The organism is Mycobacterium sp. pUA109, from assembly GCF_041287095.1.
Classification (GTDB): domain Bacteria; phylum Actinomycetota; class Actinomycetes; order Mycobacteriales; family Mycobacteriaceae; genus Mycobacterium.
This window is the reverse complement of the sequence record NZ_JBGGKS010000001.1, coordinates 82149-106709: the sequence shown is the minus strand read 5'-3', so window position 1 is coordinate 106709 and position 24561 is coordinate 82149. Positions and strand designations below refer to the sequence as shown.

Below are 24561 nucleotides of genomic sequence, written 5' to 3'. Positions count from 1 at the left end.
GGCCCAGCCGTTGATCGGCTGGACCTTCCTCATCAGAAAAGCGTGTCGCGCCGTCAGTTGTCGGTCTGATTGGACTTCTGCCGCTGCTCTTCGACCGCCGCGTTACCGCGGGCCTGTTCGGCCTGGGCTTCCTTCTTCGCGGCCTCGCGTTCGGCTTCGGCCTTGTCCTGCTGGGCCTGGCCCTCGCGGATCAGGTCGTCGCGGCCGGTGACGGTGCCGACCGCCTCCTTGGCCTTGCCCTTGACGCCCTCGACGGCGCCTTTGATGGCTTCTTCGGGTCCACTGTTCTTCTCGTTCTCGGCCATAGCCTGCCTTTCGCTCTAGTGGTTACGAAGCTTCGAGATGAGCTTGCTTTTGTTCAGCTTCGAATAGCCGGATATACCAAGCTCTTTCGCCCTCTTCTTGAGCTCCGGGACAGTCCAGTCCTGGTACGAACCTGACTTGCCACCGCTTTTTCCGACGCGTGAGCGACCGCTGGCCGCCGCGGCGTTGGAGATCCGGGCGGCCTTTTGTTTCGACTCGCCGCGGTCGCGCAGGTCTTCGTAGAGACGCTCGTCTTTGATCGACGGATTCGGCATCTCCGTCTCCTTTCCGCGCGCAATGCCCGACCCTTCCGCAGGCTTCCCGCCGCCGTCGGCCGTCAAACCTGCCAACATCACCCCGGGTAGTCGTCGCGGCCGTCGTCGTCGACGCCCACGACTTCGTGGAGCTGCTCCTGCCAATCGGGCGCGTCGGCCTCCATCGGCGGATCCGGTCGGGTGGGCGAAGCGGGCTCCGGCGCGGTTTGTTGGTCCTGCTCGACGGCGTCGGCAACCGGGATTTCATCGGGGTTCTTACCGGTGGGCATCGAGACCGCCTACCCGTGAGTCAGCCGAACAAAACCAGGGGTTATCCGGATGAACAATTGGGTAGCCCGCCCTAAGTTATGACCACTATCCCGATAACCTGCAGTGGCGCCGGGCGGCCGTTACCTCGCCATCCTCGGTGCGAGAATGATAAATGCAGCGCTGTAGACACCCGGTGGCTGTCGTGATCAACCGGCTCGGGCGCAGCGGTAGTCTCGGTCCGATATCGCCGGGAGGACACGTGACTGATACAGGAGCCGACAGGGCGGGGCAGCGGCACGGCGAACGCGCCGTCGAGCTGCGGGTCGCCCCCCGGTTGGAGAACCTGGCGGTGCTGCGCACCCTGGTCGGCGCGGTCGGCACCCTAGAAGACCTGGATCTGGATACCGTCGAGGATCTGCGGTTGGCGGTCGACGAGGCCTGTACCCGGCTGATCCGGTCGGCCACCCCGGACGCCACCCTGGTGGTGGTCGTCGACCCGTGCGACGACGAAGTCGTGGTGCACGCGTCCGTGGCCTGCGAAAGCGCGGACGTGCTGACCCCGGGCAGCTTCAGCTGGCACGTGCTGACCTCGCTGACCGACGACGTGAAGACCTTCGTTGCGCCGGACGGGAGCGGCGATGTCTTCGGGGTCACCTTGACGGCACGGCGGGCGGGCTAAGTGACTGAACGCGCCGCCGGGGGTTCGGCATCGCGGTCGAGTTCTGAATATGCCGACGTACCGGAGATGTTTCGCCAACTGGCCAGCTGTCCGGCCGAGTCGGCGGAGTTCCGCCGCCAACGCGACAAGATCGTGGAGCGGTGCCTGCCGCTGGCCGAGCACATCGGCCGCCGCTTCGAGGGCCGCGGCGAGTCACGCGAGGACCTGGTCCAGGTCGCCCGGGTGGGTCTGGTCAACGCGGTGATCCGGTTCGATGTCGATGCCGGCTCGGACTTCGTGTCGTTCGCGGTGCCCACCATCATGGGTGAGGTACGTCGGCACTTCCGGGATAACAGCTGGTCGGTGAAGGTTCCCCGGCGGCTCAAGGAATTGCATTTGCGGCTCGGCTCGGCGACCGCCGAGCTGTCCCAACGCCTGGGGCGGGCGCCCACCGCCTCCGAGCTCGCCGAGGAAGTCGAACTCAGCCGCAGCGAGGTCGTCGAAGGGCTGGTGGCCGGTAGCTCCTATAACACCCTGTCCATCGACTCCACCAGCGGCGGCTCCGGCGACGAAGAAGTGCGGGCCATCGCCGATACGCTCGGCTCCGTCGACGCCGGCCTGGAGCGGATCGAGAACCGGGAGGCGCTGCGCCCGTTACTCAACGCGCTACCCGAGCGGGAGCGCACGGTGCTGGTGTTGCGGTTCTTCGAGTCGATGACGCAGACGCAGATCGCCGAGCGGGTCGGGATCTCGCAGATGCACGTCTCCCGACTGCTCGCGAAATCGCTAGCTCGGCTCCGTGACCAGCTGCAGTAGCCGGCTGCGGCTTTGCACCGTGGCCAGCGCGGCGGCAACGGACTCGGTGGTCGGCAATGCGCTGTCCGGGTCGCAGATTCGCAGCAGGCGGGTCACCGCGGAGCTGGGAACCATCGCCCAGTAGATCTTGCCGTGTGTGCAGCGGGTATTGATCGTCTGCAGGGTGGAAAAGCCGGCGGTGCCGATGAACTCCAAGTCGTGTAAGTCGAGCACCAACCACTCGCAGTAATCGGCGCAGCGCTGCACATAGTCGGCGAGCTGGCCGGCGTTCGCGGCGTCGAGTTCACCACCGACACTGATCACCGCGCCGGAACGCCCCCAGCGGGCGGTCGAATGTGCGGTGTGGCTCTCCCAGGTCTGAGGCGGGAAGGCCGTGTCCGTCCGGGGAGGCGGAAGTGCGGACTCGGCGGCTCTGATAGCGGACATTCTTGTGGCTCCATCAGTCGATAAATCGTGCTGTTGGACTCACGTCAATGTGATTACAACCCTCACGGGTAGAAGCCAGGGAGTGGGCCCCCTGGTCACGTCTTTGACGCTTCTTCCGGGTGGCTGTGAACTCAACCTGTTCGCTGACGCTACGCCTCTAGGTCGCGGTTCACAACAGTTCGGTAACGGACCTCTGTGATTCTGTCCAACCCCTTATGCCACCGCCGGTGGCTGCCGCGCAGCGAAGCCGGGTTTGGCCTGGACAGGCTCAGAATCGGCGGCGAGCGGGCGGGTCGGCCAGTTTGCCGGGTGGCCTTAGCCGCGACTGAGCCTGCGCACCTCGACGTGGCCGTTGTTCTCGCGGGTCTGGAAGGTCGGCTGGGCGGTGATGGCCGGCCCCCGGCGCACCGACCCGTCCCGGATGTCGAATTGGGAGCCGTGGCAGGACCGACTGCGATTGTCCGTCGGTGAGTTCGCCCGCCGCCGCCACCGGCGTCCACTCGGTGGGTCCGGGGTCGAACACGGTTTGGTTGACGCCCACCCCCCGCACGAAGGACAGGTGACCGCCGAGGTAGCCACCGGCTTGGAGCACCGCGGCGCCGGCCAACCCGAGCAGCACGCCTTTGGTGCGTTTGCCTCGGCATCGGGCGACCAATGAGGCGCTGTAGAGCAGCAACGCGACATCGTTGACGCCGGCGTGCACCAACCCGACGCGGCGGACGGTCTCATCGGACAACTCCGTGTCGGCCCAGTCGTTGACCCCGGTTACCGCGGTGGGGATCGCGGCACCGATGCCCAGGGCGATCAACCGCCGTGCCGCCCGCTCGCCGGCGCGCGGCGCGACCAGGTCCAGCAACGTCGCCGACGTGAACGTGCCGATGACCAGGTCGGTGAGCGGCGGATGCGTCGGGTGACCCAGCCGGGTGCCGCTCACCGCCTCTTTGAGACCCTGCGGCGCCAGCAGTTGACGCGCCTTTTGCGCGATCGCTTGCGCCGGCGCGTCTAGGGCCTCGGCGTGCTCAACGCGGTCGGTCAGCGCGCGGGGTGGAATCGATGCGGGCATGGTTACTGCATTACCCGACCGGGTGTCGATCTACACGGGCATGTACGGGTGTCGCGATCGGGACGAAATGAGGCAGAAGATTCAGGTTTCAGCGCCGCTTCGACGGGTATGCGGACTCGGTCCGGAGATCAATCGAGTTAGGAACCGACATGATCGAAGACAAAAACACACACCGCAATCCGTTAGGCATGATCGGCGCAGGTATGGCTGCGCTGGCCGTTAGTGGGGCTATGGCTGTGGTAGGTGTCGCCCCGGCGGCGGCGACAACCAGCGCCGGCGCGCCAGGACTGAGCTTTGCACCGTTCGAAGAGCCGCCGCCTGGACCTCCTGGGCCGCCCGGACCGCCTGGACCCCCGGGACCGCCCGGAGATGTGGGCGCACCTGGCGTTCCGGGCCCGGTGGGCCCGCCGGGTGGCCCCGGTGCTCCCGGTCCGCTCGGCCCGCCCGGTGGGCCCGGCGCACCCGGCCAAGTCGGTCCGCCCGGTGGCCCCGGCATTCCCGGTCCGCCCGGTGGGCCTGGGATCCCCGGTCCGCCCGGTGGGCCTGGTGCACCAGGTATGCCTGGAGCCCCTGGCGCTCCAGGGCCGGTAGGCCCGCCTGGGGCACCCGGGGCCTAACCCGCAATAGCGTCCGACCGCAGCAAACCCGGTGGTTGCTGCGGTCGGCGCCGTGCGGTCTGCCCGTTGTCAGCCACCGCGGATCGGAGCAAAATGTCAGCATCTCGATCGGAAGCCCACGATCGGAGTGAAGACATGGTGGTGAAACGCAACGACATCATGTGGGACGTCGCCGAGTTGGTGCAGGCGTTCGAACACCACCCGGCAACCGAAGCCGACACCATCCTCGATGAGCTGACCGCCAGTTCGCTCAGCTCGATGCCGACTGCTCAGCATGCGGGCATCACCGTCGCCTCACCGGATGGCAGTGTGCGCTCGGTGTCGACGACCGATGGTTACCCGGTGTTGCTCGACAAGATTCAGGAGCGTCACCGGGAAGGACCGTGTCTGGAGGCGGCCGCGGAGCACCAGTTCGTTCGCGTCAACGACGTCGGCCAGGAGCGGCGCTGGCCGAACTACTGCCGCGACGTACTCGAACACACGCCGATCCGGTCTGTCTTGGCGTTTCAGTTATTCGCCGCCAACGGAACCACCGGCGCGCTGAACTTTCACGCCGAACAACCGCACGCTTTCGACGACGACGCGGTGGAACTCGGCCTGATCTTGGCAACCCATACCGCGCTGGTCTGGCACATGGTGCGTCGGGATGCGCAGTTTCGCAGCGCGCTGGCCTCCCGCGACATCATCGGCCAAGCCAAGGGCATGGTCATGGAACGGTTCGACATTGACGCGGTGCAAGCATTCGAACTGCTCAAGCGGTTATCGCAGAACTCGAATACACCGCTGATCGACGTCGCGCGCAGGCTGGTGAGTCGCGAAGGCCGGTGAGGGCGCGGCTAGGAGCTGAGCCGTGCCCACGGCGGCAGCGGGACGGTGAGCAAATCCGCGGCACCGGGCGCGGTGGTGAGTGCCAGCAGCGCGGCTGCCAGCCGCTCGGCCGGCAGCACAAAGTCGGTGCAGCCGGTGGCGATCGCATTGGCGGGCATGCTCGACGCGCGGGCGGTGACCGGATCTTGAACCAGGACACGGCCGCCGCCCCGCTTGACCGCCCGGCAGCCGTCGGAGCCATCGGCGAGCGAGCCGGTCAAGATGACCGCAATCGTCGGCGTGTGGCCCGCCGAACTGGCCAGCAGCGCATTACCGGGCCACGCGCCGACGGCGGTCTCGGCGAGTTGCCATTGTCCGCCGTCATCGATGGTGGCCGAGATCTGTGCGGGCACCACCGTGACTCCGCGAAGATCAGCCGGTGCGTCGGCCTCGGCGATACGTACCGGTAATGGCGTTCGGCGGGACAAGATGGCGGATAGCAGATCGTGGCCATCGGAGGTACGACGGCGGTGCAGTACCACCGCGATGGGTACCGGGTAATCCGCCGGAACACCGGTCAACACGGTGGTAATGGCCTGCATCCCGCCCAGCGAAGCGACCAGCACGACGCGTCCGAATACCGGAACGGTGGTCGTATGTCGGGTCGGGAACATACGTGCCAACGATACGCGTATGTCAGGTTGCGGACATAGACGCCGGTGCACTGGGTATCCGCAAAACCATGAACGACGACGACTTTCGGCGCAACGTGATCCTGGCGCAGCTGCCGGAGCGCGAGTTCGGCGCACTTCGGCCCCACCTGTGCCTGGAACAGTCGGAGATCAAGCGCCCGGCCTACGAGCCAGGAAAGCCGATTTCCGATATCTACTTTCCGCTGACCGCGGTGTACTCCCTGGTGGCGATCGCTGACGGCAGGGTCGTGTTGGAAGTCGCCACCATCGGCTACGAGGGCATGGTGGGCCTTCCGGTGTACCTGGGCGCCACCAGCAGTCCGCAAGCGGCGTTTTGTCAGGTGCCCGGTGCCACCGTTCGGATCAGCGTCGACGATTTTCGTCGGGCGCTGGGCCACGACGGCGTGTTGCATGCGCTGATGAACCGATTCACCCAGGCGACGATGGTGCAGGTCGCGCAGAACGTGGTCTGCAACCGCAGCCATCCCACCGAGACCCGGATGGCACGCTGGTTAGCCACCACCGCGGACCGGGTCGGCCGCGACGAATTCCCACTCACCCAGGAATTTCTCGCGCAGATGCTCGGCGTGCATCGGCCGACGGTCTCGGAGACCGCACAAAAAATCCAGGCCCGCGGCCTTATCCGTTACCGCCGCGGCGTGATCACCGTTACCGACCGACCGGAATTGGAACGGGCGGCCTGCGAGTGTTACCACATCATCCGGGCAGAATTCGAGGATCTGCGCCGCCACCGCCGCAACCAGTGACTACTACTGGGCCTCCATCAACAGCAGCGCCCCTTGCACCCCGCCCTCGGCGGGCGGCTGAAAGCCGGTGCAGGTCACCCGGACCTTGGTGGGCCGGCCCCGCCGGTTGACCGCCTCGACGAGCGCCTCACCCGGGTTTTCTGGGTCGACGAATGCGTTGCCGATCAGCGGTCGGACATTGTCCATCGGCAGCCCGATGTCCAGCGTGGTCAAGACGGTGCCCACCGTCTCGTCGGAGCGCAGACCCCACAGCTCCTCGCAGCCGCGGTTCCACACCACCACCCGCATCTCCCGGTCGACCACGACCATGCCCAGGTACACGGAGTTGACCAGTGAATCGAGGAAAGTGCGTGCGTCGTCGAGTTCGACGCTGCGCTCCCGCAAGGTGTCGTTGATGGTGTGCAGTTCGTCGTTGGTCGATTGCAGCTCCTCGTTCATGGTCTCGAGCTCTTCGTTGGTGGACTGCAGTTCTTCGTTGGTGGTCTCGAGTTCCTCCACCGTCGACTGGAGTTCCTCGTTAGTGGTTTCCAGCTCTTCGTTGGTGGACTGGAGTTCCTCGTAGGCCGCTTCGAGTTGCCGATTGGTTTGGACCACCTTGTCCAGCAGCGCCCGGGTGGCGGTGACGTCGAAGAATACGATCGAGACGCCCAACAATCCGTTCTCCGCGTCGACCAGCGGGTTGACGTGGATCTCGAACCAGACGGTTTCCGCGCCGGGGCGCTGCCAGCTGACGTCTTGGATCCGGGCGGAGCGGCGTTCCACCTTGGCTTGTTCGAGGTAGGCGCGTAATTCCACTGGCCGGTAGGAGACCTCCAGGTCGCGCAGTAAGCGGCCGATGTCGCGGGCCGACAGCCCGAACATGGTTTCGGCCTGTTGGTTGATCATCGCGACGGTGTCCTCACCGGTCACAACGATCTGGGCGACCGGGCTGGCCCGAAATGCCATCTCACGCACCGTCATCAACCCGGGCACCTCCCCATGCCGGTCGTACATGGATGCTGCCGGGTCGTAGCGGTCCAGACCGCTGTGTGAGCCGGCCGCTTTGCGGAAGATCCGGTGTTTGAGGCTCAACGGCGTGAACTGGTCGCTGTGGCTCAACAACATCTCGGCATGGCCGAGGAATAATGTTCCTTGCCCGGCAAGAGCAAAGTGCAAGCGGCCCAGTACGTTTCGCTGCGTTTCCGCGTTCATGTACATCAGGGTGTTGCGGCACACCAACAGATCCACCCGCGAGATCGGTGCGTCTTTGACCAGGTCGTTGCGGCCGAAGATCACCCCGCGGCGCAGATCTTTGTGAAATACGTATCGGCCGTTGAGCTGGTCGAAGTAAAGGTCCAGGTAATCGGGCGGCACCGTCTCCAGTGCTTTGGCGTCGTAGGTGGCGGCACGAGCCTCGGTGAGTGCGTCCTCGTCGACGTCGGTGGCATAGATCTTCACCCGCTGCCGAAACCTGTCCGCGCCGAGTGCTTCGGCCAGCAGGATGGCCAGCGTATAGGCCTCCTGTCCGGATGCACAGCCTGCGCTCCACACCCGGATCGGATCGTCGGGGCCACGGTCGGCCAGTATCCGTGGGATGACATCCGTTCTGATGTACTCCCAGGACTCGGGGTCGCGGAAGAACGCGGTGACGTTGATCAGGATCGTGTTGAACAGCGCCGAGAATTCATCCGAACTAGCCTGGAGTACGTCCAGATACTGCTCGAAGGTCTCGTAGCCGGCCTGGCTCATCCGGTGCCGCACCCGCCGCATCAGCGACGCGCGCTTGTAACCGGTGAAATCGAAACCCCGCGAGTCCCGCATGTACCGCAACAGGGCCTCGAATGATTCATCTATTTTCGCGTCCATTTGGTCCCGTCCGCTGGCAACACGTCGCGAACCGAAACACTACTCGCCGGTTAAAGCGGGCTTTCCGGGCCGATGACCGCCCACACGGTCTTTCCGGTCGGCGTGGGGGTGCTACCCCAGGCGCATGACAGCGCTGCGACGACCGCCAATCCGGATGCGTGCGCGACACCGCCGGCGGGAACCTCGCGGCGTACCGCCGCGGTCGAACTGGCGTCCTGGACGGCGATGGTGACCGTCGAGCCGGCGGTCTCCGCCACCACCACCGGTGAACTGTCGGTGTGGTGTAACACATTCTCCACCAATACGTCGACGATCACCTTCGCCACCGGGATCAGGTGGTCGTCGGACCAGGCCTGCAGCCACTCGGCCACCAGCTCGCGGGAACGGCGCAGGCTGCTGAGCGTGGGGGGCAACTCCGCGCGCGCTCGGCGGCGCCCCGGTGCAGCACCCGTTGCCACGCCTTGCAGCGCGGCGTGCACCGTCGGAAATACTGGCACATAGCGGGCGATACCGTTGCGGGCGATGGCGTCGGATACCGCACTAGGCGGGCACACCAAGATGATCGGAATGTCGGGCCACGTGCTGACATGCCAGCGCGCGCTGGTGAACACCGACAACGCGGACAGCGCTGGGACCTTCAGCGCGGCGATATCAACGAGCACAGCGGGCGGCTCGTCCAGCGCGGCCTTGATGATGGCGTCGCGCAATCGCAGATAGGTGGTGCTATCCAGCACACCGTTCACCGTGAGCAGACACGTTGGGCCGGCGGTGTCCGCGGACACCGTCAGGTGGCTAGCAGGCCTAGTCACGGTGGTGGTCCTGCTTTCCGTACGCCACCGCCAGTCGCTTGCCCAGCACCGACATCGCATGCTCGGCTTCATCGGCGAGCGCATGGTAGCGCTCGCTCAACATCCCGGGCGCGACTTCATCGGCCAGCCGGCGGGACAGTTTGGCTTTCTCTTGCAAGCTCCGCACCGCGACCCACAGCGCCCCTTCGACCTCCTCGTCGCGGGCGCGCAGCAACGCGTCGGCGGTCCAGGCGTGACCGACGTGACAGCGGTAGTTGCCGTCGCTCACGGCGATCAGCGCGCCGTTGCAGTCCGGGCAGGTATAGCCGGACGGCGGCCCCAGCGCCTCGGTATCAAACTCCGTTGAGAACCGCCGCGCCATGGCGATGCGGTTTTCCAGCTCCATGCGCGAGTCGGGTTCCATCTCATGTTCCTTGAACACTCGGGCGGTCAACTCTTTGAGCAGACCGCCCATCTGACTTGCGGGCGCTTGGTGGTCGATCACCTCGGCGTCGATGGCGTTCTGTGGCATTGCCGGGAACAACGCATCCGTGGGTGCCTGAGCGACCGTGGTGCCGCCGCGGGACCGAATGGCGGCCGATCCCAGCACCCCGTCGTCGAGCACACCGGAGAGCAGCACGCCGACCGCGCGTTGGCCGTGGGCTAAGGCCACCGATCGAAACAACGCGTTGATGGCCGGTCGGTGCCCGTTCTCGGTCGGCCCCTCAGAGAGGACGACCTGGCCGTCGTGTACCAGCAAATGGTGGTTGGGGACCGAGACATGGATGGTGCCATGCTCTAGCCGCCTTCCCGGTGTGGCGGTAACCGCCGGAAGTGGACCGTTGCGGTCCATGATGCGGGCCAGCACACTGGGCGCACCGGCCGGCATATGCAAGGCGACCAGGATTGCGCACGGCAAATCGGGTGGCAGCCCGGCGGCAAAGCTGGTGAGCGCTTCAACCCCACCGGCAGAGGCACCGACCGCGACCACGTTGAGGGCGTTGTTTTCGTCTGCCATTACGCTCGCCACCTTCTGGTGATTACCCACCGGCGTACGCAGGCAACCTGTCCCGAGACCTCTGGGACATTTCCCCAGCCTAGTCTTCTTCGCCGTGACCCGACAGGGCGTGACCGCGATGTTTGGGATGCGTGCGGTGGTGTTTTCGGCCCTGTGCGTTAGCCGAACGCTCCGGATAGGTGCAGTACCAGCAACACTGCCGTTGCCAGGAAAACGAGTGCGAAGACGGAAATGGCAATCAGAGCGGCGACCGTGGTGGGCGTGAGCCGGCCACGGGGGCGGGGTTCGGGTTCCGAGAGTCCCGACGTTTGTGCCGAGTCGGGGGGAGTGGCGCCGGGCGCGACGCCACCGCCTGGCTCGAGGTCGGGCGTCTGCGCCGGATCGGGATCCGGGGGTGAGGCGGTCATGGTTGCTGCGAGTCCTTCATCGCGTATCTGCCAAATCCGTTGAACTCCGCGTACCCGATCCCGTTGCTTTCACACCCCAGAACCGCGTTCGGCGGTCAGACCGTCGGTGGCCGGCCCTTCCAGCAGCGTCCCGTCCGGTGCGAACCGCGACCCGTGGAGCGGGCACTCCCACGCCTGGTCAGCATCGTTCCAGTTCACGATGCCACCAAGGTGCGGGCACACCGGCGACACCCGGTGCTCGGCACCGTCGACCCGGCACCGCGCCTGCAAATGCCACGGCGGCCCACTGACCACGCCCGCCCCGTCATCGCCGGGGTTGGCGCGGCCGGTGCGCAGCGCGGGGGTGATCCAGCCCTTGGCCAAGTTGATGCCGACCTCCAGATTGGCCTGCGCCGCGGTGGGCAGCCCGGACACCTCGTGTGGACTCCAGCTGGCGAACGCGCCAGCCCAGTCCATCCGCCCGCCCAGCATTCGACTGGACAATGCCAACGCGGCGGCTGCGCCGTTGGTCATCCCCCATTTGTTGAAACCCGTTGCGACGAAGACTTGGTCGTTGTTCGGCAGGATAGAGCCGACGTAGGGCAGTTCGTCGATCGGGGCATAGTCTTGCGCCGACCAGAAGTGGGTCTGCACCGCGCCGGGGTAATGGGTGCGCGTCCACGACGACAACTCCTGCAACGCCCCGGACGGGTGCGGCTCGCGTCCCACGGTGTGGCCGGCCCCGCCGACGATCAGCCGCTCGCCCGCGCCGAACGGTGCGTAGCGCACCGAGCGGGTCGGTGAATCGGCGGAGATCATCATCGCTCGGGTGATGTCGCCGGGCACGTCGAAGGCCAAACAGTAGGACCGGTTGGGTTTCACCCGCGCGAAATAACCGCCCCGGTCCAGGACCGGGATGCCGGTGGCGAGCACCAGCTGCCTAGTGTGCACGGTGATCTCGTGCCCCGCGGTGTCGGTGGCGTGCACCCGCAGGCCCTTGCTGTCACCGGACACCCGCCGCACGCGGGTGTGCTCGACCAGCCGTCCGCCGCGCTCGAGCAGCTCGGCCAGCAACGCGTCCAGAAACCTCATCGGGTCGAACTGGGCCTGGTCCGGCAGCCGAACGCCGCCGTGGTAGGGAAAGGGCACGTTGGCCTCGGCGTGCCACTCCGCGGCCAGCCCGACCGCCTGGCACGCCTCCAGCTCGGCCCGGGCCGTCCCGACGCCCGTAGCGGATTGGGCGTAGGTGTAGGCGTCTTCGCGTTGCACCGCCACACCACGTTCCGCGCAGTACTGCAGCAGCCACTGCTGGCCTTCCCGGTTCCCGGCCGCATAGGCGCGTGCTACGCGCACGCCGTGCTTGCTCACGATCTTGGACAGGTGGCTGGCCTGCAGCAGGCTGATCTTGCCGGTGGTGTTGCCGGTCGCACAGGCGCCGACGGTGCGGGCTTCCAGCACCAGCACTTCTTTTCCGGCGCGGGCCAGCAGGACGGCCGTCATCAGCCCGACGATCCCGGCTCCCGCCACGATGACTTCGGGGGTTAACCGCCCGTCGTCCAGGGTGTTCGAGGCTGGCGGCGTTTCCGCCCGGCCGTCCTGCCACAGAGAAGTCATGATTGGGCTGGTCACTGGTCTCACAGGATCGGCCGGCCGCCGGTGACGGCCACCCGCGCCCCGGAGATGTAGCTGGCGTCGTCGGAGGCCAACAGCACATAGGTCGATGCCAACTCGGCCGGCTGACCGGCCCGCCCCAACGGCACATTGTCGCCAAACGAGGCCACCCCGTCCGGCGGCAGCGTGGACGGAATCAACGGGGTCCAGATCGGGCCCGGCGCCACGCTGTTGACCCGGATTCCCTTGTCGCCGAGCAGCTGAGCCAGGCTTGCCGAGAAGTTCGCGATCGCCGCCTTGGTGGCCGCATAGGGCGCTAGCGTCGGATTGGGGGCATCGGAGTTGACCGAGGAACTGCCGATGATCGATGCGCCGGCGCCCATGTGCGGCAGCGCCGCCTTAACCAGATAGAAGTATGCCCCGATGTTGAGGTTGAAGGTGTAGTCCCATTCCTCGTCGCTGATCTCCTCGAGGCTGTGATGCGTCATCTGGAAGGCCGCGTTGTTGACCAGCACGTCAATGCCGCCGAACTCCTGCGCGGCCCGGTCGACCACCGCGCGGCAGTGCTCCGGCTTGGACAGGTCACCGCGCACCAGCACGCATTTGCGGCCGGCTTCCTCGACGTAGCGGGCCACCTCGCGAGCGTCGTCATCCTCGTCGAGGTAGGAGACGAGGACGTCGGCGCCTTCCCGCGCAAACGCGATCGCGACGGCGCGACCGATGCCGCTGTCGCCGCCGGTGACCACCGCGCGCTTGCCAGCCAGCTTTCCGGTGCCGCGGTAGCTGGTTTCCCCGCAGTCCGGAACGGGCTGCATGTGTCCCTGAACACCGGGCGGGGTTTGCTGTTGCTTCGGAAAACCCATGGGCTGCTCCTTGATTCACGCGGCGGCTGGGGCTGCGGACCGGCCGCCGGGCCATGCCTGCATCGCTATGCAGCGCGTACCCGAAGCAGGGGGCAGGTAATCCTTATTCCAGGGTGAGCAGGGTGTGGTCGATGTCGGAGAGCACATTGGCCGGCAATTTGCCGGACAGGGCGGACAGGAAACGGGCGGCCAGGTCGCGAACCTTGACGTTGGTCTCCTGGGAGCGCCACACCAGGATGTCGAAGGCCCGGTCGGCGGAGATGCTGTAGGCGACCATCAGCACACCCTTGGCCTGTTCGATGACCGCCCGGGATTCGGCGGCGTCGGAGACGGCAGTGCTGACGTCGGACTGTAAGACGTCGGTGACATCGGTGTAAAAGCCGGCGGTGCCGATCACCGTGCCGGCGTCATCGAGCATGCGGTCACCCACCACGATCACCCAGTGGGTGCGGCCGTTGGTGTCGATGATGCGGTGTCGGCTGCTGAACGGTTCGCCCTGCCGTACCCGGTCCAACACGGCCGCCACCTGGGGCCGGTCCTCGGGGTGTTTGTGCTGCAGCAACAACTCGGTGGTGGGTTGCACCGCTCCTGGCTGGTAGCCGTGCATGCGGGCTACCGCGTCCGACCACTCCCAGCGCTGACCGTCGAGAAAGAAGCGGAACCGGCCGACCCGTTGCGGCTCACCCTGGCCGACGACCAGATCCAGGCCGCTGTGGCCCGCGGCGTCGTCACCGGTTTGCCCGGCGAATCGAGCATCGACATCCCCGACCACCCGCGTACCCGCCTTCTCGCGCCCAGAGACTTTCGTGGATTCAGTTAGCTAGCGGTTAACACCATCGTCTGACGATGCCAAGCGGGTACACCCTGACATCGACGTTGTCGGGGTCATGCCGGAAGCGGCCTACCAGACCGGCGCTTGCTGCTGAACGCCCGAGCCTGCCGTTAACCACTGATAAGTAAAGCACAGCATCCGGGCTGCTGCGTTTTAACAAGCGGAAGTGAGTAAATTGCCCGTTAGCTCACCCGGAACCGGTCGAGATCGGCGCGCTTGACGGTCAACCCGTGGCCCGGCGCGCTGCGGTCCGGGCGCAGCACCCCGCCGGGCTGCGGATCAAGAACGCCGTCGAACGCCATGCCCTCGATCCGAACGTGGTCATGGAAGTACTCCAGGTGCCGCAGGTGCCACACCGCGGCGCCGACGTGCGCGCTGATCTGCGGGGCGCAGTGCAACGACACATCCATGCTGCGCGCGTCGCACAGCGCGGCCACCCGCAGCACACCGCTGATGCCGAGGCAGCGGGTGACGTCGACCTGCAGGCAGTCCACCGCCCCCGCGTCTAACATCCGCTGAAAGTACGGCAGGTCGTAGCCGTACTCGCCGGCCGCGATATCCATCCCCGCGGGACCGTGCTCGCACAGCTGGCGCAGACCCTCCAGGTCATCCGAGCTCACCGGCTCCTCGAACCACCGGACGTCGTGGTCGGTGAAGCGCTGCGCCCACAGCCGTGCCTGCTTGCGGTTGTAGGCACCGTTGGCGTCGACGTACAGCTCGGTGCCCGAGCCGATGGCCGCCCGCGCGGCCCCCAGCCGGGCGGTGTCGACGTCGGGATGGCGGCCGACTTTGATTTTGACGCGGGGGATCCCGGCGGACACCCAGCCGCCCAGCTGTGACCGGAGCGCGTCGTTGTCATACGAGGTGAATCCGCCGCTGCCGTAGATCGGGGTGCTCTCATGGACCGCGCCCAGCGCCACCACCAACGGCTCACCGAGCAGCCGGGACCGCAAGTCCCACAACGCGATATCGACCGCGGCGATCGCCTGGGCGGCCAGCCCCGGCCGACCCAGGTTGCGCACCGCGTGCAGCATCTGCGCCCACCGGGCCGCGGGCTGCAGCGCGTCCTGACCGGTGACGACGCCGGCCAACTTGTCGCGGATGACCGCGGCCACCGCGGTACCCGCATAGGTGTAGCCGACCCCGGTGGCCTCGCCGGCGCGAACGGTGGCCAGCACCAGCGTGGTCGAATCCCAGGCCAGGGTGCCGTCAGATTCGGGGGCATCGGTGGGAATCGTGTAGGCCGCCGCCTCGACGGCGTCGACGGGAACCGGTGCGGCGGCGGTGATCGTCATGGTCGCGGACTACCCGCCCAGCGCACCACGTATACCTGGCCGCGGCCGGGGTGCGTTTGTTGCCAGCTGGGCCGGGGTATCTAGCTCTGGTGGGCACATTGGTCATCCGATCGTGGCGGCGCCTTTGGTCGTCGCCCGTGCTGACACTCAACGGGTGGGTTGCCTTCAATCTGCCGCGGACCGTGACCGCAGTGGGGGCCACGCTGTTGGTGGCCGTCGTCGCGTTGCACGGCTACCTGCTGGCCGCCCAACCGGCGCTACCGATGTACTTCGCCGTCTACGCGGCGGTATTGGCCGCCGGCTGCCTGGCGGCCGCCGCGGCGACGGCGTGGGGGAGGACCGGGGGCTGGTATCTGGGCAGCCTGGTCTGCCTGATCTTTCTCGGCATCTACCTGATCAGTCGGTTCGTGACACTGCCGGGCCTCGAGGCGCTGACCGGCCGTTGGGACGTGGCCGCCGGGACGTTCGCGATGGCGTTCGCGGCGGCCTTCATCGGTGTGCACGCCACCGTGCTGTCCGGCATCAATGTGGCCTATCCGCAACGGCAGCACTGGCGGGACTGATCGGAGAACACGGGTATGACAACGCTGGACTATCCGGTGTGGCTGCGGGTGGATCACTGGCTCAATCTGCTGTTCGTCACGTTGATCATCCGCAGCGGAATCGAGATCCTCGGTACGCATCCCAAGCTGTACTGGCACGAGGACAGCAAGCCGGGCACCGAGTGGGCCCGGTTCACCCCCAAGGTGATGCCGACCGACAAGATCTACGACACCCTCGATGAAGAGGAGCACTACAGCTCGCTGGTCGCGTTGCCCGGCCACAAGAAACTGGGCATGGGGCGGCACTGGCATTTCTTCTCGGTGATCGGCTGGATCCTGGTCGGATTGTCCTACTACATCTTGTTATTCGCGACCGGGCAGTGGCACCGGTACTGGCCGTATTCGTGGTCCATCTTCGCTGAGGCGTGGAACGACATCGTCACCTATATGACGTTCAACCTGCCGCCGCTGCTGCCCGGGGAACCCCTGGACGCCGTGCAGAAACTGGCCTACGCGGGGGTGATCTTCCTGCTGGCGCCGTTCATGATCTTGACCGGGGCCGCGCAGTCACCGGCGATCGAGGCCCGATTCCCCTGGTATGTGCGGCTGTGGGGTGGCCGGCAGTGGGCGCGCAGCCTGCATTTCGTCGGCTTGGTGGCGTTCTTGGTGTTCATCGTGATCCACCTGTCGATGATCTTCTTCTGGAGCTGGGGGCAGCTGACCGCGTTGATGATCTTCGGGTCGGTCCGCAACATCTACTGGTCGACGGCGCTGTCGTTCGTGATCATCGGGGCGGTGATCGCCATCCACGTGGCCGCCACTCAGTGGAGCCTGCGCCGACCCGTGCAGGTGCACCGCGTCCTCGGCGCGGTCGTCACCGGGGCGCGGCGATTACTGTTGCGGCCGTTGGACTCCCGGCAGAACTACCCGGTCGAGAAGCTGTCCGCGGAGCACCGGGTCAACGGCAAACCACCGTGTACCACTGAGTACAAGGTGATGGCGGTGCACAACTTCGTCGACTGGCGGCTGCGGGTTGGCGGCCTGGTGGAAAACCCGGTGACCCTGGATCTTTCGGCGCTGCGGGCGCTGGGCGAACCGGAGACTCAGCGTGTCCTGCACAACTGCGTGCAGGGCTGGAGCAGCATCGGTGAGTGGAGCGGAATTCATCTGAGTCGGCTGTTGGCGGAGGTGCGGCCGCTGCCGCAGGCACGCTACATCTGCTTTCTGACCATGCAGGACACCGGCCGCGACGAGCCCAGCGCGGACGGGACCGGCCAGTTCTATGAGGTGATGGACCTCGAACTCGCCTACAAGCCGCAGACCATTTTGGCCTACCAGATGAACGGTCAGCCGCTGCCGATCAAACACGGCGCGCCGCTGCGGCTGCGGGTGGAGACCCAGGTGGGTTTCAAGATGGCGAAATGGATCAACCAGATCGAGTTGGTCAACGATTACGCCGGCATCGGACACGGGTTGGGCGGCTGGCGGGAGGACAACATTCACTACGACAAGGACGTGGAGATCTGAGATGCCTCGCGTGCACGACGAGGTGATGGTTCGCCCCGAACTCATCGAACTGGATTCGCCTGAGCGCCACCGCGTTCTCGACCAGATCGCCGCGAAGGGCGGGCACTGCGACAGCTGCGGCGGCGCGGAATTCGATGTCGGCGCCGCGCTATATCTCGGGTTCCTGTTCCTCGACGAAGACACCGACGCCTACATGATCGCGCTGACCTGCCGCAACCGCGACTGCGCCCAACCACGCACCGGAGTCGTCTTGCACGAAAACGAGTTCCGCAGGTTGTAGCCCGGCTAGGGGTCATCCTCGGCGTCGTCTTTTTTGTCGCTGTCGTTGTCGAGCAGTTCCTCGGGGTGATGGATGTGATTGATTTGGGGTGGTGTGGTGCCGTCGGTCCAGGCCAGGCGGTAGTCGGTGGTGACGATGGTGGTGTAGTGGCCGTTGGTTTCGCCGGCGTGGTCGTCGCCGCAGGCGAAGTAGAGTTTGTCGGCGTCGGTGCGGCCGCCGCGGGCCCACGGGTCGGAATGGTGAACCTCACAGTGATACCCGCGTTGGGTGCAGTTGGGTCGCGTGCAGCCGCGGTCGCGGGCGTAGCAGATGATGCGGTGGTCGAGGGTGGCGATGCGTCGGCTGCGCCCGAGATATAACGGCCGTTCGGAGTGGTTGTCGAAGACAGCCAGGTAGTGCACGGAGTTGGCGGCCATCCGGATCAGGTCGCGCATGGGCAGCCGGGAGCCGCCGCCGGTGCGGGCGGGCGGCGGCATCGGGATGCTGGGATCGGTCATGGCGCGGAGGGCTTGTTCGAGGTCGGCGAGTTTGGCCATGGCGATGACGGTGACCGGCACGCCGCGGTGGGTGCCGAGCCTGCCGGATTCGATGGCATGGCGCAGCGCGAGTTTGAGGGCGTCATGGTCGCGCTGCTGGCGGGTGCGGACGTCGCGGGCGCCGGTGTCCTCGGGGTCGGGGGTGTGGTGGCCGGGGCGGACGGCGGCGAAGATGGCTTCGAGGTAGGCCCGGGTTTCGGGGTCCACGCAGCCGGTGAGGCGGCTCATGCCGTCGGGGCCTTGCCGGCCCAGGGTCAGGCTGCGGCGGCGGGCGCGGTCGTCGTCGGTGAAGTTTCCGTCGGGGTTCAGACAGTCGTTGATGTAGTGGCCGATTTCGGTGACGAAATTGGCGTCCTGTTCGCCGGCGTAGTCGACCAGGGTGCGCTCGGCGTTCGTGTAGTCGGTGGGGCTGGTGTTGGCGGGTAGGCGGTCGAGGGCTTTGGTGATTTCGGCGAGGTGGTCGTCGCCGAGGCGGCCCTGTTCAACGGCTTCGGCGACGGCGGGCAGCGGCGGGGGCAGCGGGGGCCCGGTGAGATTGCGGCGGGGCCGGACGCGGGCGGCGATGCGGAAACGGCGGTTGATTTCGCCCTTGGTGAGGCGCAGCCGCTCCCACAGCAGGTCGCGGATTTTTTTGTCGGCGGGCAGCGCGGGGTCCTCGAATCCCTCGGGTGGGTCGGCGATTTCCCCGAACATGCGGTAGGACAGGCCGCGGTTGACCCGCGCCTGGGTTTCGAGGCGTTCGGCGACCTGGACACGAAAGGCGTTGCCCACCAGATCGGTGTCGGCGGCGCGTAGCCGGGCCTGGGCGGCGTCGATGAGGTCGAGGTCCGCACGGATCTGGGCGCGTGCCGCTGGTGCGGGAAGGAGCACCTGATCCGTGTGAGCCATACCACTGATCCTACCGAACAGATGTGCGAATGTCAGCTCGGTTTGGCCAATTTGTGGATGAATCGGCAACTGTGGATGAGCGCCAAACCCGCACTGCGGCAACCTGATACCGCCGGTGATAGCAATTACGGTCAGCCGGGCACCGGTCAGCCCGGCGACGCCGCCGTCAGCGGTTAGATTGTTCCGATAGTCGGGTATCCCCCTGCGAGACGCACGCAGAAAGGGGACGCAATGTCCACACCGCTACAGGGCCGTAAGGTCGCGTTTCTGGTGGCACCCGAGGGCGCCGAACAGGTGGAGCTCACCGATCCGTGGCAGGCGGTCACCGCCGCCGGCGGGGAAGCGACGCTGGTGTCGACGGATACCGGGACCATCCAGGCGTTTAACCACCTCGATCGCGGAGACCAGTTCGACGTCGACCGGATCGTCGACGACGTGTCCGCCGACGATTTCGACGCGCTGGTGTTGCCCGGCGGGGTGGCCAACCCCGACGCGTTGCGCACCGCTCCGCGCGCGGTGGCCTTCGTCAAGGAGTTCTTCAATGCGGGTAAACCCGTGGCGGTGATCTGCCATGGGCCGTGGACGCTGGTGGAGGCGGACGTCCTTGCCGGCCGCCGGATCACGTCGTGGCCCAGTCTGCAGACCGACATCCGCAATGCCGGCGGGGACTGGGTCGACGCGGAGTTCGTCCGCTGCGACGCCGGCCCGTCGACACTGCTGTCCAGCCGCAAACCCGATGACCTGCCAGCGTTTTGTTCGGGCCTGGTGCAGGAGATCGGGGCGTCGCAAGTCCAAACAACCGGGTGACCGGCTCACTGTCGACCGCTGCGCACAGCGGATGTTTACCGGCCGACGGTGCCGGGAAATTCGAGGCTATGACCATCTGTGCAGTATGCGGAAACGACTACGACAAGGCGTTCACCGTGACGTGGCAGGGTCGTACCGCCACGTTCGACAGCATCGAGTGCGCGGCCAGCGAGGTCGCGCCGCGGTGCGCACACTGTGGATGCCGGATTCTGGGCCACGGCGTGGAAACCGCGGACGCCGTCTATTGCTGTGCGCATTGCGCGCGGGAATCGGGGGACCAATCGTTGATCGATCGCCAGTTGCAATTCGGGCAGTGACCAGCTAAAGGCCGGTAGCCTGTCAATCGGGTGCTCGCAGGTGTTGGGCGGAGACCGGGTCCCATCGGAGGTGAGCCGACATGTCGACCTGCTGGCCGATCATTGTCGTGAATGCCTCGAGGACCGGAGCTCCCGAGCTGTCGGTGCATTCGCTGCGGGTGACGACGATGTCGGCGCCGAATCGTTCATCGACGGAGTGGATGTAGAGCGTTCCGCGTAGGGCGTCACCGGCGAGGATCGGTCGGTGGTAGAGGAATTTCTGGTCGACATGCAGGATTTGCAAGGTTTCCATGCCGATGTCGACGTGACGCAAGAAGTCCTGCTGGATCAAAAAGGCGAACTTGCAAGCGAAGGTCAACGGCGCCACCACCGCGTGGTACCCCAGGGCGGCGGCGGCCTGCTCGTCGAAACTGGCGGGGTCGCCGGATTTGACGGCACGTGCGTACTCGCGGATCTGTTCTCGACCGGCCACGTAGAGGTCTGGGTACTGCCAGACCATCCCGCGGATATCGGTTTTTAACGCCACCGCTATCCCAACCTGGCGACCGCGGTGGCGTCGGCGACTTCGCCGACATCAGGCATCTGCATCCGGTGTACGCCACGCTTCCGCTACCGAGCCGCCGGCCTCGTCGGCGTGTTGACGGCTCAGGTCCGGCTCGGGCTGCTGGGGTTCGTCAACCCAGACGTCGGTCTCCTCCTGCTGCAACCGCTGCTCCAGGCTTTCGCCGTTGTGTTGCTCATCGGCGCTCACCCCGAACCGGTCGCTGCCCGTCCAGCGTTCCGGGGGATCCATCCCGTCTTCGAGCGGGTCGAGCCCGATCCGTTCCTCGTCGACGTCCTCGGCGCCGACGCCCGCGGCGACATCCGGGTTGACCGCATCGCCGGGGTCGGGCTGGTACGGAGACGACTCGTCGTGTGGTGTCATCGGTGTTTCTCCCTTCGCTCAGTCCGCGGAGGCGCTCGGCGTCTCCGGCAGGGCGGGGCGAGCCAGCCCCAGCCTGGTGACCAGCGGCGTCAGGGCCGAAAGTTCGTCGCACAGTTGCTGAAACCGCCGCCGATCGGCATCGCCGAGCGCCCCGAGCGAGCTGTAGTAGACCAGCCGCGGCAGCCGCCCGGCCAACGCCGTCCCCCACCGGATGCTGATGTCGTAGATCTCCTCGTCGCTCACCGAGACCTGATCCGCCAGGCGTTGGAGCGCAGCGATCTGCTCGGTGAGCACCGCCACGTCCTCGTCGATGCTGATCGTGGCCTCGTTCTGCTCGGGAGCGGCGCTCATAACCGTGGCTTGGTCACGCTGACCAGATGCGGCTGCCCGGCCAGGGTCAGGTACACCCGGTGCGGGCCAATTGCGATTCCGGACAGTGGCGCCGACTTCGCCCCGGACGGCAGCCCGCTGCGGTAGTCGATCACCGAGATGATCGGGATGGTGTGCTGCCGGTAGCCGGTGACGCTGGCCGCCTCGAACACCACCACATCGTGGTCGGTGGCCGCGTACACCCGGGTGTCATCGGTGCCCAGATACCGGATCGGCGTCGACGGCAACCGGGCGGTGCCCACCACCTCCAGGCCCTCCCCGCCCCGGCCCGAATCCACGGCGTACAGCACCCCCTGGTCGCGGGCGGCGACGTAGCTGCGGGTCACCTTGGTGCCGTCACCGGCGGCGGCGACGACGTCCATCGCCAGGCTGCCGCGCTCCTCGGGCGGCGACGACGGCCCCTTGAAGTAGTGGATCCCCGCCGGCCCGTACAGGTGGTAGTCGATGGCGCGGCCGCGGTTGGCGCCGTCGACGAACTCTGCGGGGGCGCCGTCGATCGTCGCGGTCGGCAGTTTCTTCCAGCCGTACTGATCCACCGGCGTCACCGACGATCCGTCGGCGGCCAACGCCAGCAGCACCCGCTGCCCGGCGTCCTCGGAGAGGTAGGCCGGCGCCGGCCCGGCATCGAATTCCTCCAGGACAGCCAGGCTGGCCAGGTCGACGACGGCGACGGTGCCGTGCTGGGGCTGCGGCACGAACACCGTCGCGTCGTCCTTCTGGCTGATCTGCAGGTTGCGCCCGGCGTGCATCGGCGCCGACACCCGGGTGCGGACCGCGTCCGGTCGGGCCGGGTTGGCGACCTCGGCCACCCGGTGATCATCGGTGAGGCCCACCAGGGTATGTCGGCGATACGACCAGACCGGGTCGTGCAGCGGCGCGTCGAGCGCGGTCACCACCACCTCGGGGGAGCGCTCCAGCGTGGCGCCGGGCGACGAACAGCCGGTGGCCCCCACGGCGGCCGCCGCGGCAAACGCGGCACAGCCGCGCAGCCAGGGCTCCCGTCTTCGGTTCGGCATGCTGGTCAGCCGCGCAGCCGTTCGGTCAGCAGCGACTTGCCCTCTTCGGCGCCCTTGCGGCTGGCGTTTTGGGCGCGCCGGAACAGGTCGGCCAACGCGGTGTCGCCGGTGCGGTCCGCATCGGCGATGTAGGTGTCCATCCGAAGTGCGTTGTCCAGGCAGGTCTCGACGAACCAGATCAGGTCGTAGTCGCGGTCCTTGGTTCCGGTGACGTGACCGGTTTCTGCGGTCATCGCGTCTCCCATCGGTTGCGGTGTTTGTCGGACGTCCCTGGGCTACCCGCGGGCCGCGGCGATTAATCGCGCGCACGCCGGGTATGCCCGAGGTCATGACGACTTTCGGCTACTTTTTGTCCTGCGAGGAATTCCATCCCAACGAGTTGGTCCGTCAAGCGGTTCGGGCCGAGGCCGCCGGGTTCCAACGGCTGTGGATTTCCGATCACTTCCACCCCTGGACCGACCGGCAGGGCCACAGCCCGTTCGTCTGGTCGGTGATCGGGGCGCTGTCCCAGGCCTGCTCGTTGCCGGTCACCACCGCCGTCACCTGCCCGATCATGCGGATCCACCCCGCGATCATCGCCCAAGCGGCCGCGACGGCCGCCGCCCAGCTCGGCGGCCGCTTCGCGCTGGGCGTGGGCACCGGGGAGGCGCTGAATGAGCACATCACCGGTCAACACTGGCCGACCTCGGCGGTGCGACGCAGCATGCTCGAGGAAGCGGTGTCGGTGATCAAAGAACTGTTCACCGGCGAGCAGGTCAACCACCGCGGGCGCTACTTCACGGTGGAAAACGCCCGCCTGTACACCTTGCCGCCCGAGCCGGCGCCGATCTACATCTCCGGGTACGGACCGGCCGCCGCCCAGTTGGCCGGGCGGATCGGCGACGGGTTTGTGTGCACCATGCCCTCGGCCGAGCTGGTCGGTCAGTTTCGCGACGGCGGCGGGGCCAACAAACCCACCCAAGCCGGCTTCAAGGTGTGCTACGCCGACAGCAAGGACGACGGCGTGCGCACCGCGCACGACCTGTGGTGCACCGAACAACTGCCCGGCGAGCTTGGCCAAATTCTGCCCACCCCAACGCATTTCGATCAGGCATCCAGCCTGGTCCCGGCGTCGGCGGTGGAGCAGGCGGTGCCGTGCGGTCCGGACGCCAAGCGCTACCTGGACCGGATCCGCGACTTCACCGACGCCGGTTTCGACGAGGTGTACGTCCAACAGATCGGGCCCGACCAGGACCGGTTCTTCGACTTCTGGGAGTCCGAAGTCGCACCCGAGTTCGCCGCGTAAGCCGAGGTCTGAGGATGGCGACCAGCACAGTGCCGGGGGCGGGCCGCTACCTGCCGGAGACGCGGACGCTCGGGGCGCTGCGGCACGCCGCCAGCGGCTGCCGGGGCTGCACGTTGTATGAGAACGCTTCCCAGACCGTCTTCGGGGAAGGGCCCCGCGACGCGCCGCTGATGCTGGTCGGCGAGGAGCCGGGCGACCAGGAGGACCGGCAGGGCCACCCCTTTGTGGGTCCGGCCGGGCGGCTGTTGGCCCGCGCCCTGGACGCTGCCGGTATCGACCCGGACCGCACGTATCAGACCAACGCCGTCAAACACTTCAAGTTCACCCGCAAGGAGACCAAGCGGCGGATCCACCAGAAGCCCAGCCGCACCGAGGTCGTCGCGTGCCGGCCCTGGCTCATCGCCGAGATCGAGGCGGTGCGGCCGCAGGTGATCGTGTGCTTGGGCGCGACGGCAGCCCAAGCCTTGCTGGGGACGGCGTTTCGGGTCTCCACCGGTCGCGGCGAGGTGCTCGACCTGCCGGCGGAGGTTGCGCTGCGGGTGCGGCACCGGCCGGTGGTGGTGGCCACCGTGCACCCGTCGGCGGTGGTCCGTGACCGCAGCGAGCGGCGCGAGGAAGCTTTCCGGCGGTTCGTCGCCGACCTGCATACCGCGCGCACCGCCGGCCGTCGGGTGGCCCGACGGGCTGTTTGAGGGGCGCGACGGTATCGCCGAGTTGGACGCAATTGGTCTAAGTCC

Annotated in this window: 32 protein-coding genes; 12 read left to right on the top strand and 20 right to left on the bottom strand. The window is 66.9% G+C overall.

Going from position 1 to position 24561, the window contains the following annotated elements; genetic code table 11:
* Nucleotides 1-53: 53 nt before the first annotated feature.
* From ACAG26_RS00540 to ACAG26_RS00530, 3 genes are all read right to left on the bottom strand, one after another.
* Entirely contained in the window at nt 54-305 is a 252-nt protein-coding gene (locus ACAG26_RS00540) for a CsbD family protein (RefSeq protein ID WP_370478042.1), read from the bottom strand.
* 15 nt (nt 306-320) lie between these two features.
* The gene (locus ACAG26_RS00535; protein ID WP_370478039.1) at nt 321-578 is read right to left on the bottom strand and encodes a Rho termination factor N-terminal domain-containing protein; all 258 of its coding nucleotides are present in this window, start codon (nt 576-578) and stop codon (nt 321-323) included.
* Nucleotides 579-655: 77 nt separating this feature from the next.
* Entirely contained in the window at nt 656-847 is a 192-nt protein-coding gene (locus ACAG26_RS00530) for a hypothetical protein (protein ID WP_370478037.1), read from the bottom strand.
* A gap of 239 nt (nt 848-1086) precedes the next feature.
* On the opposite strand from ACAG26_RS00530, the gene ACAG26_RS00525 reads away from it, so the two are divergent.
* Both ACAG26_RS00525 and ACAG26_RS00520 read left to right on the top strand, forming a co-directional pair.
* Nucleotides 1087-1506: an ATP-binding protein gene (locus ACAG26_RS00525; protein WP_370478034.1), complete on the top strand. Its 420-nt coding sequence runs from the start codon at nt 1087-1089 to the stop codon at nt 1504-1506.
* A complete protein-coding gene (locus tag ACAG26_RS00520) occupies nt 1507-2301 on the top strand; it encodes an RNA polymerase sigma factor SigF (RefSeq protein WP_370478032.1) in 795 nt (264 codons plus the stop codon).
* Here the strand turns inward: ACAG26_RS00520 and ACAG26_RS00515 are convergent.
* Complete coding sequence (locus ACAG26_RS00515; RefSeq protein ID WP_370478030.1) at nt 2272-2727, bottom strand: STAS domain-containing protein; 456 nt, start codon at nt 2725-2727, stop codon at nt 2272-2274. The two genes, ACAG26_RS00520 and ACAG26_RS00515, sit on opposite strands and share 30 nt — an antisense overlap.
* A gap of 268 nt (nt 2728-2995) precedes the next feature.
* Nucleotides 2996-3790: a DUF2231 domain-containing protein gene (locus tag ACAG26_RS00510; protein WP_370478027.1), complete on the bottom strand. Its 795-nt coding sequence runs from the start codon at nt 3788-3790 to the stop codon at nt 2996-2998.
* 294 nt (nt 3791-4084) lie between these two features.
* On the opposite strand from ACAG26_RS00510, the gene ACAG26_RS00505 reads away from it, so the two are divergent.
* Together ACAG26_RS00505 and ACAG26_RS00500 are read left to right on the top strand one after the other, a co-directional pair.
* Nucleotides 4085-4381, top strand: coding sequence for a hypothetical protein (locus tag ACAG26_RS00505; protein ID WP_370478025.1), 297 nt, complete (start codon nt 4085-4087; stop codon nt 4379-4381).
* Nucleotides 4382-4542: 161 nt separating this feature from the next.
* On the top strand, nt 4543-5235 hold the full coding sequence (locus tag ACAG26_RS00500; RefSeq protein WP_370478023.1) for a GAF and ANTAR domain-containing protein: 693 nt from the start codon (nt 4543-4545) through the stop codon (nt 5233-5235).
* A gap of 8 nt (nt 5236-5243) precedes the next feature.
* Here the strand turns inward: ACAG26_RS00500 and ACAG26_RS00495 are convergent, their stop codons facing one another.
* The gene (locus tag ACAG26_RS00495) at nt 5244-5888 is read right to left on the bottom strand and encodes a chemotaxis protein CheB (RefSeq protein WP_370478020.1); all 645 of its coding nucleotides are present in this window, start codon (nt 5886-5888) and stop codon (nt 5244-5246) included.
* Between the two features lie 68 nt (nt 5889-5956).
* Between ACAG26_RS00495 and ACAG26_RS00490 the strand changes: the two genes are divergently transcribed.
* The gene (locus tag ACAG26_RS00490; RefSeq protein WP_370478017.1) at nt 5957-6673 is read left to right on the top strand and encodes a Crp/Fnr family transcriptional regulator; all 717 of its coding nucleotides are present in this window, start codon (nt 5957-5959) and stop codon (nt 6671-6673) included.
* Between the two features lie 3 nt (nt 6674-6676).
* On the opposite strand, the gene ACAG26_RS00485 is transcribed toward ACAG26_RS00490, so the two are convergent.
* The 8 genes from ACAG26_RS00485 to ACAG26_RS00450 all read right to left on the bottom strand — a co-directional run bounded on the left by ACAG26_RS00485 (nt 6677) and on the right by ACAG26_RS00450 (nt 15311).
* Nucleotides 6677-8518: a CheR family methyltransferase gene (locus ACAG26_RS00485; RefSeq protein ID WP_370478014.1), complete on the bottom strand. Its 1842-nt coding sequence runs from the start codon at nt 8516-8518 to the stop codon at nt 6677-6679.
* Nucleotides 8519-8568: 50 nt separating this feature from the next.
* A complete protein-coding gene (locus ACAG26_RS00480; protein ID WP_370478011.1) occupies nt 8569-9327 on the bottom strand; it encodes an STAS domain-containing protein in 759 nt (252 codons plus the stop codon).
* A complete protein-coding gene (locus ACAG26_RS00475; protein ID WP_370478008.1) occupies nt 9320-10324 on the bottom strand; it encodes a chemotaxis protein CheB in 1005 nt (334 codons plus the stop codon). Before ACAG26_RS00475 ends, ACAG26_RS00480 begins: the two co-directional genes overlap by 8 nt.
* Before the next feature lie 158 nt (nt 10325-10482).
* Nucleotides 10483-10731, bottom strand: coding sequence for a DUF6480 family protein (locus ACAG26_RS00470; protein WP_370478005.1), 249 nt, complete (start codon nt 10729-10731; stop codon nt 10483-10485).
* Nucleotides 10732-10800: 69 nt separating this feature from the next.
* On the bottom strand, nt 10801-12324 hold the full coding sequence (locus tag ACAG26_RS00465) for an FAD-dependent oxidoreductase (RefSeq protein WP_370478002.1): 1524 nt from the start codon (nt 12322-12324) through the stop codon (nt 10801-10803).
* A 20-nt stretch (nt 12325-12344) separates the two neighbouring features.
* Nucleotides 12345-13184, bottom strand: coding sequence for an SDR family oxidoreductase (locus tag ACAG26_RS00460; protein ID WP_370477998.1), 840 nt, complete (start codon nt 13182-13184; stop codon nt 12345-12347).
* A gap of 103 nt (nt 13185-13287) precedes the next feature.
* Nucleotides 13288-13890, bottom strand: a complete 603-nt coding sequence (locus ACAG26_RS00455; RefSeq protein WP_370478784.1) for a PAS and ANTAR domain-containing protein — start codon at nt 13888-13890, stop codon at nt 13288-13290.
* A 308-nt stretch (nt 13891-14198) separates the two neighbouring features.
* Entirely contained in the window at nt 14199-15311 is a 1113-nt protein-coding gene (locus ACAG26_RS00450; protein WP_370477995.1) for an enolase C-terminal domain-like protein, read from the bottom strand.
* Between the two features lie 86 nt (nt 15312-15397).
* On the opposite strand from ACAG26_RS00450, the gene ACAG26_RS00445 reads away from it, so the two are divergent.
* The 3 genes from ACAG26_RS00445 to ACAG26_RS00435 are packed head-to-tail and all read left to right on the top strand — an operon-like array spanning nt 15398 to nt 17660.
* Nucleotides 15398-15874 (top strand): oxidoreductase, encoded by a 477-nt coding sequence (locus ACAG26_RS00445; protein ID WP_370478782.1) that lies wholly within the window; start codon nt 15398-15400, stop codon nt 15872-15874.
* Nucleotides 15875-15889: 15 nt separating this feature from the next.
* Nucleotides 15890-17380 carry a molybdopterin-dependent oxidoreductase gene (locus ACAG26_RS00440; RefSeq protein WP_370477993.1) on the top strand — a complete coding sequence of 497 codons (1491 nt, stop codon included), beginning with the start codon at nt 15890-15892 and terminating at the stop codon, nt 17378-17380.
* 1 nt (nt 17381) lies between these two features.
* Nucleotides 17382-17660 (top strand): hypothetical protein, encoded by a 279-nt coding sequence (locus ACAG26_RS00435; protein ID WP_370477991.1) that lies wholly within the window; start codon nt 17382-17384, stop codon nt 17658-17660.
* A gap of 5 nt (nt 17661-17665) precedes the next feature.
* Here ACAG26_RS00435 and ACAG26_RS00430 read toward each other — a convergent pair whose 3' ends face one another.
* On the bottom strand, nt 17666-19084 hold the full coding sequence (locus ACAG26_RS00430; protein WP_370477989.1) for an HNH endonuclease signature motif containing protein: 1419 nt from the start codon (nt 19082-19084) through the stop codon (nt 17666-17668).
* Between the two features lie 231 nt (nt 19085-19315).
* On the opposite strand from ACAG26_RS00430, the gene ACAG26_RS00425 reads away from it, so the two are divergent.
* Nucleotides 19316-19891 carry a type 1 glutamine amidotransferase domain-containing protein gene (locus ACAG26_RS00425; RefSeq protein WP_370477986.1) on the top strand — a complete coding sequence of 192 codons (576 nt, stop codon included), beginning with the start codon at nt 19316-19318 and terminating at the stop codon, nt 19889-19891.
* A 68-nt stretch (nt 19892-19959) separates the two neighbouring features.
* The gene (locus tag ACAG26_RS00420) at nt 19960-20208 is read left to right on the top strand and encodes a hypothetical protein (RefSeq protein WP_370478780.1); all 249 of its coding nucleotides are present in this window, start codon (nt 19960-19962) and stop codon (nt 20206-20208) included.
* A gap of 22 nt (nt 20209-20230) precedes the next feature.
* On the opposite strand, the gene hadC is transcribed toward ACAG26_RS00420, so the two are convergent.
* From hadC to ACAG26_RS00395, 5 genes are read right to left on the bottom strand one after another with little or no spacing between them, the layout of a single operon-like run.
* Entirely contained in the window at nt 20231-20734 is a 504-nt protein-coding gene (gene hadC, locus ACAG26_RS00415) for a (3R)-hydroxyacyl-ACP dehydratase subunit HadC (RefSeq protein ID WP_370477984.1), read from the bottom strand.
* Between the two features lie 48 nt (nt 20735-20782).
* Entirely contained in the window at nt 20783-21133 is a 351-nt protein-coding gene (locus ACAG26_RS00410; protein ID WP_370477981.1) for a hypothetical protein, read from the bottom strand.
* An 18-nt stretch (nt 21134-21151) separates the two neighbouring features.
* Nucleotides 21152-21484, bottom strand: a complete 333-nt coding sequence (locus tag ACAG26_RS00405; protein ID WP_370477979.1) for a hypothetical protein — start codon at nt 21482-21484, stop codon at nt 21152-21154.
* The gene (locus tag ACAG26_RS00400; protein ID WP_370477976.1) at nt 21481-22539 is read right to left on the bottom strand and encodes a hypothetical protein; all 1059 of its coding nucleotides are present in this window, start codon (nt 22537-22539) and stop codon (nt 21481-21483) included. The genes ACAG26_RS00405 and ACAG26_RS00400 overlap by 4 nt, the downstream gene beginning before the upstream one ends.
* Before the next feature lie 5 nt (nt 22540-22544).
* Nucleotides 22545-22772 (bottom strand): hypothetical protein, encoded by a 228-nt coding sequence (locus tag ACAG26_RS00395; protein ID WP_370477974.1) that lies wholly within the window; start codon nt 22770-22772, stop codon nt 22545-22547.
* A 95-nt stretch (nt 22773-22867) separates the two neighbouring features.
* Here ACAG26_RS00395 and ACAG26_RS00390 point away from each other — a divergent pair, with 95 nt between their 5' ends.
* Together ACAG26_RS00390 and ACAG26_RS00385 are read left to right on the top strand one after the other, a co-directional pair.
* Nucleotides 22868-23824: a TIGR03557 family F420-dependent LLM class oxidoreductase gene (locus ACAG26_RS00390; protein WP_370477971.1), complete on the top strand. Its 957-nt coding sequence runs from the start codon at nt 22868-22870 to the stop codon at nt 23822-23824.
* A gap of 14 nt (nt 23825-23838) precedes the next feature.
* The gene (locus ACAG26_RS00385) at nt 23839-24516 is read left to right on the top strand and encodes a UdgX family uracil-DNA binding protein (RefSeq protein ID WP_370477969.1); all 678 of its coding nucleotides are present in this window, start codon (nt 23839-23841) and stop codon (nt 24514-24516) included.
* Nucleotides 24517-24561 lie beyond the last annotated feature (45 nt).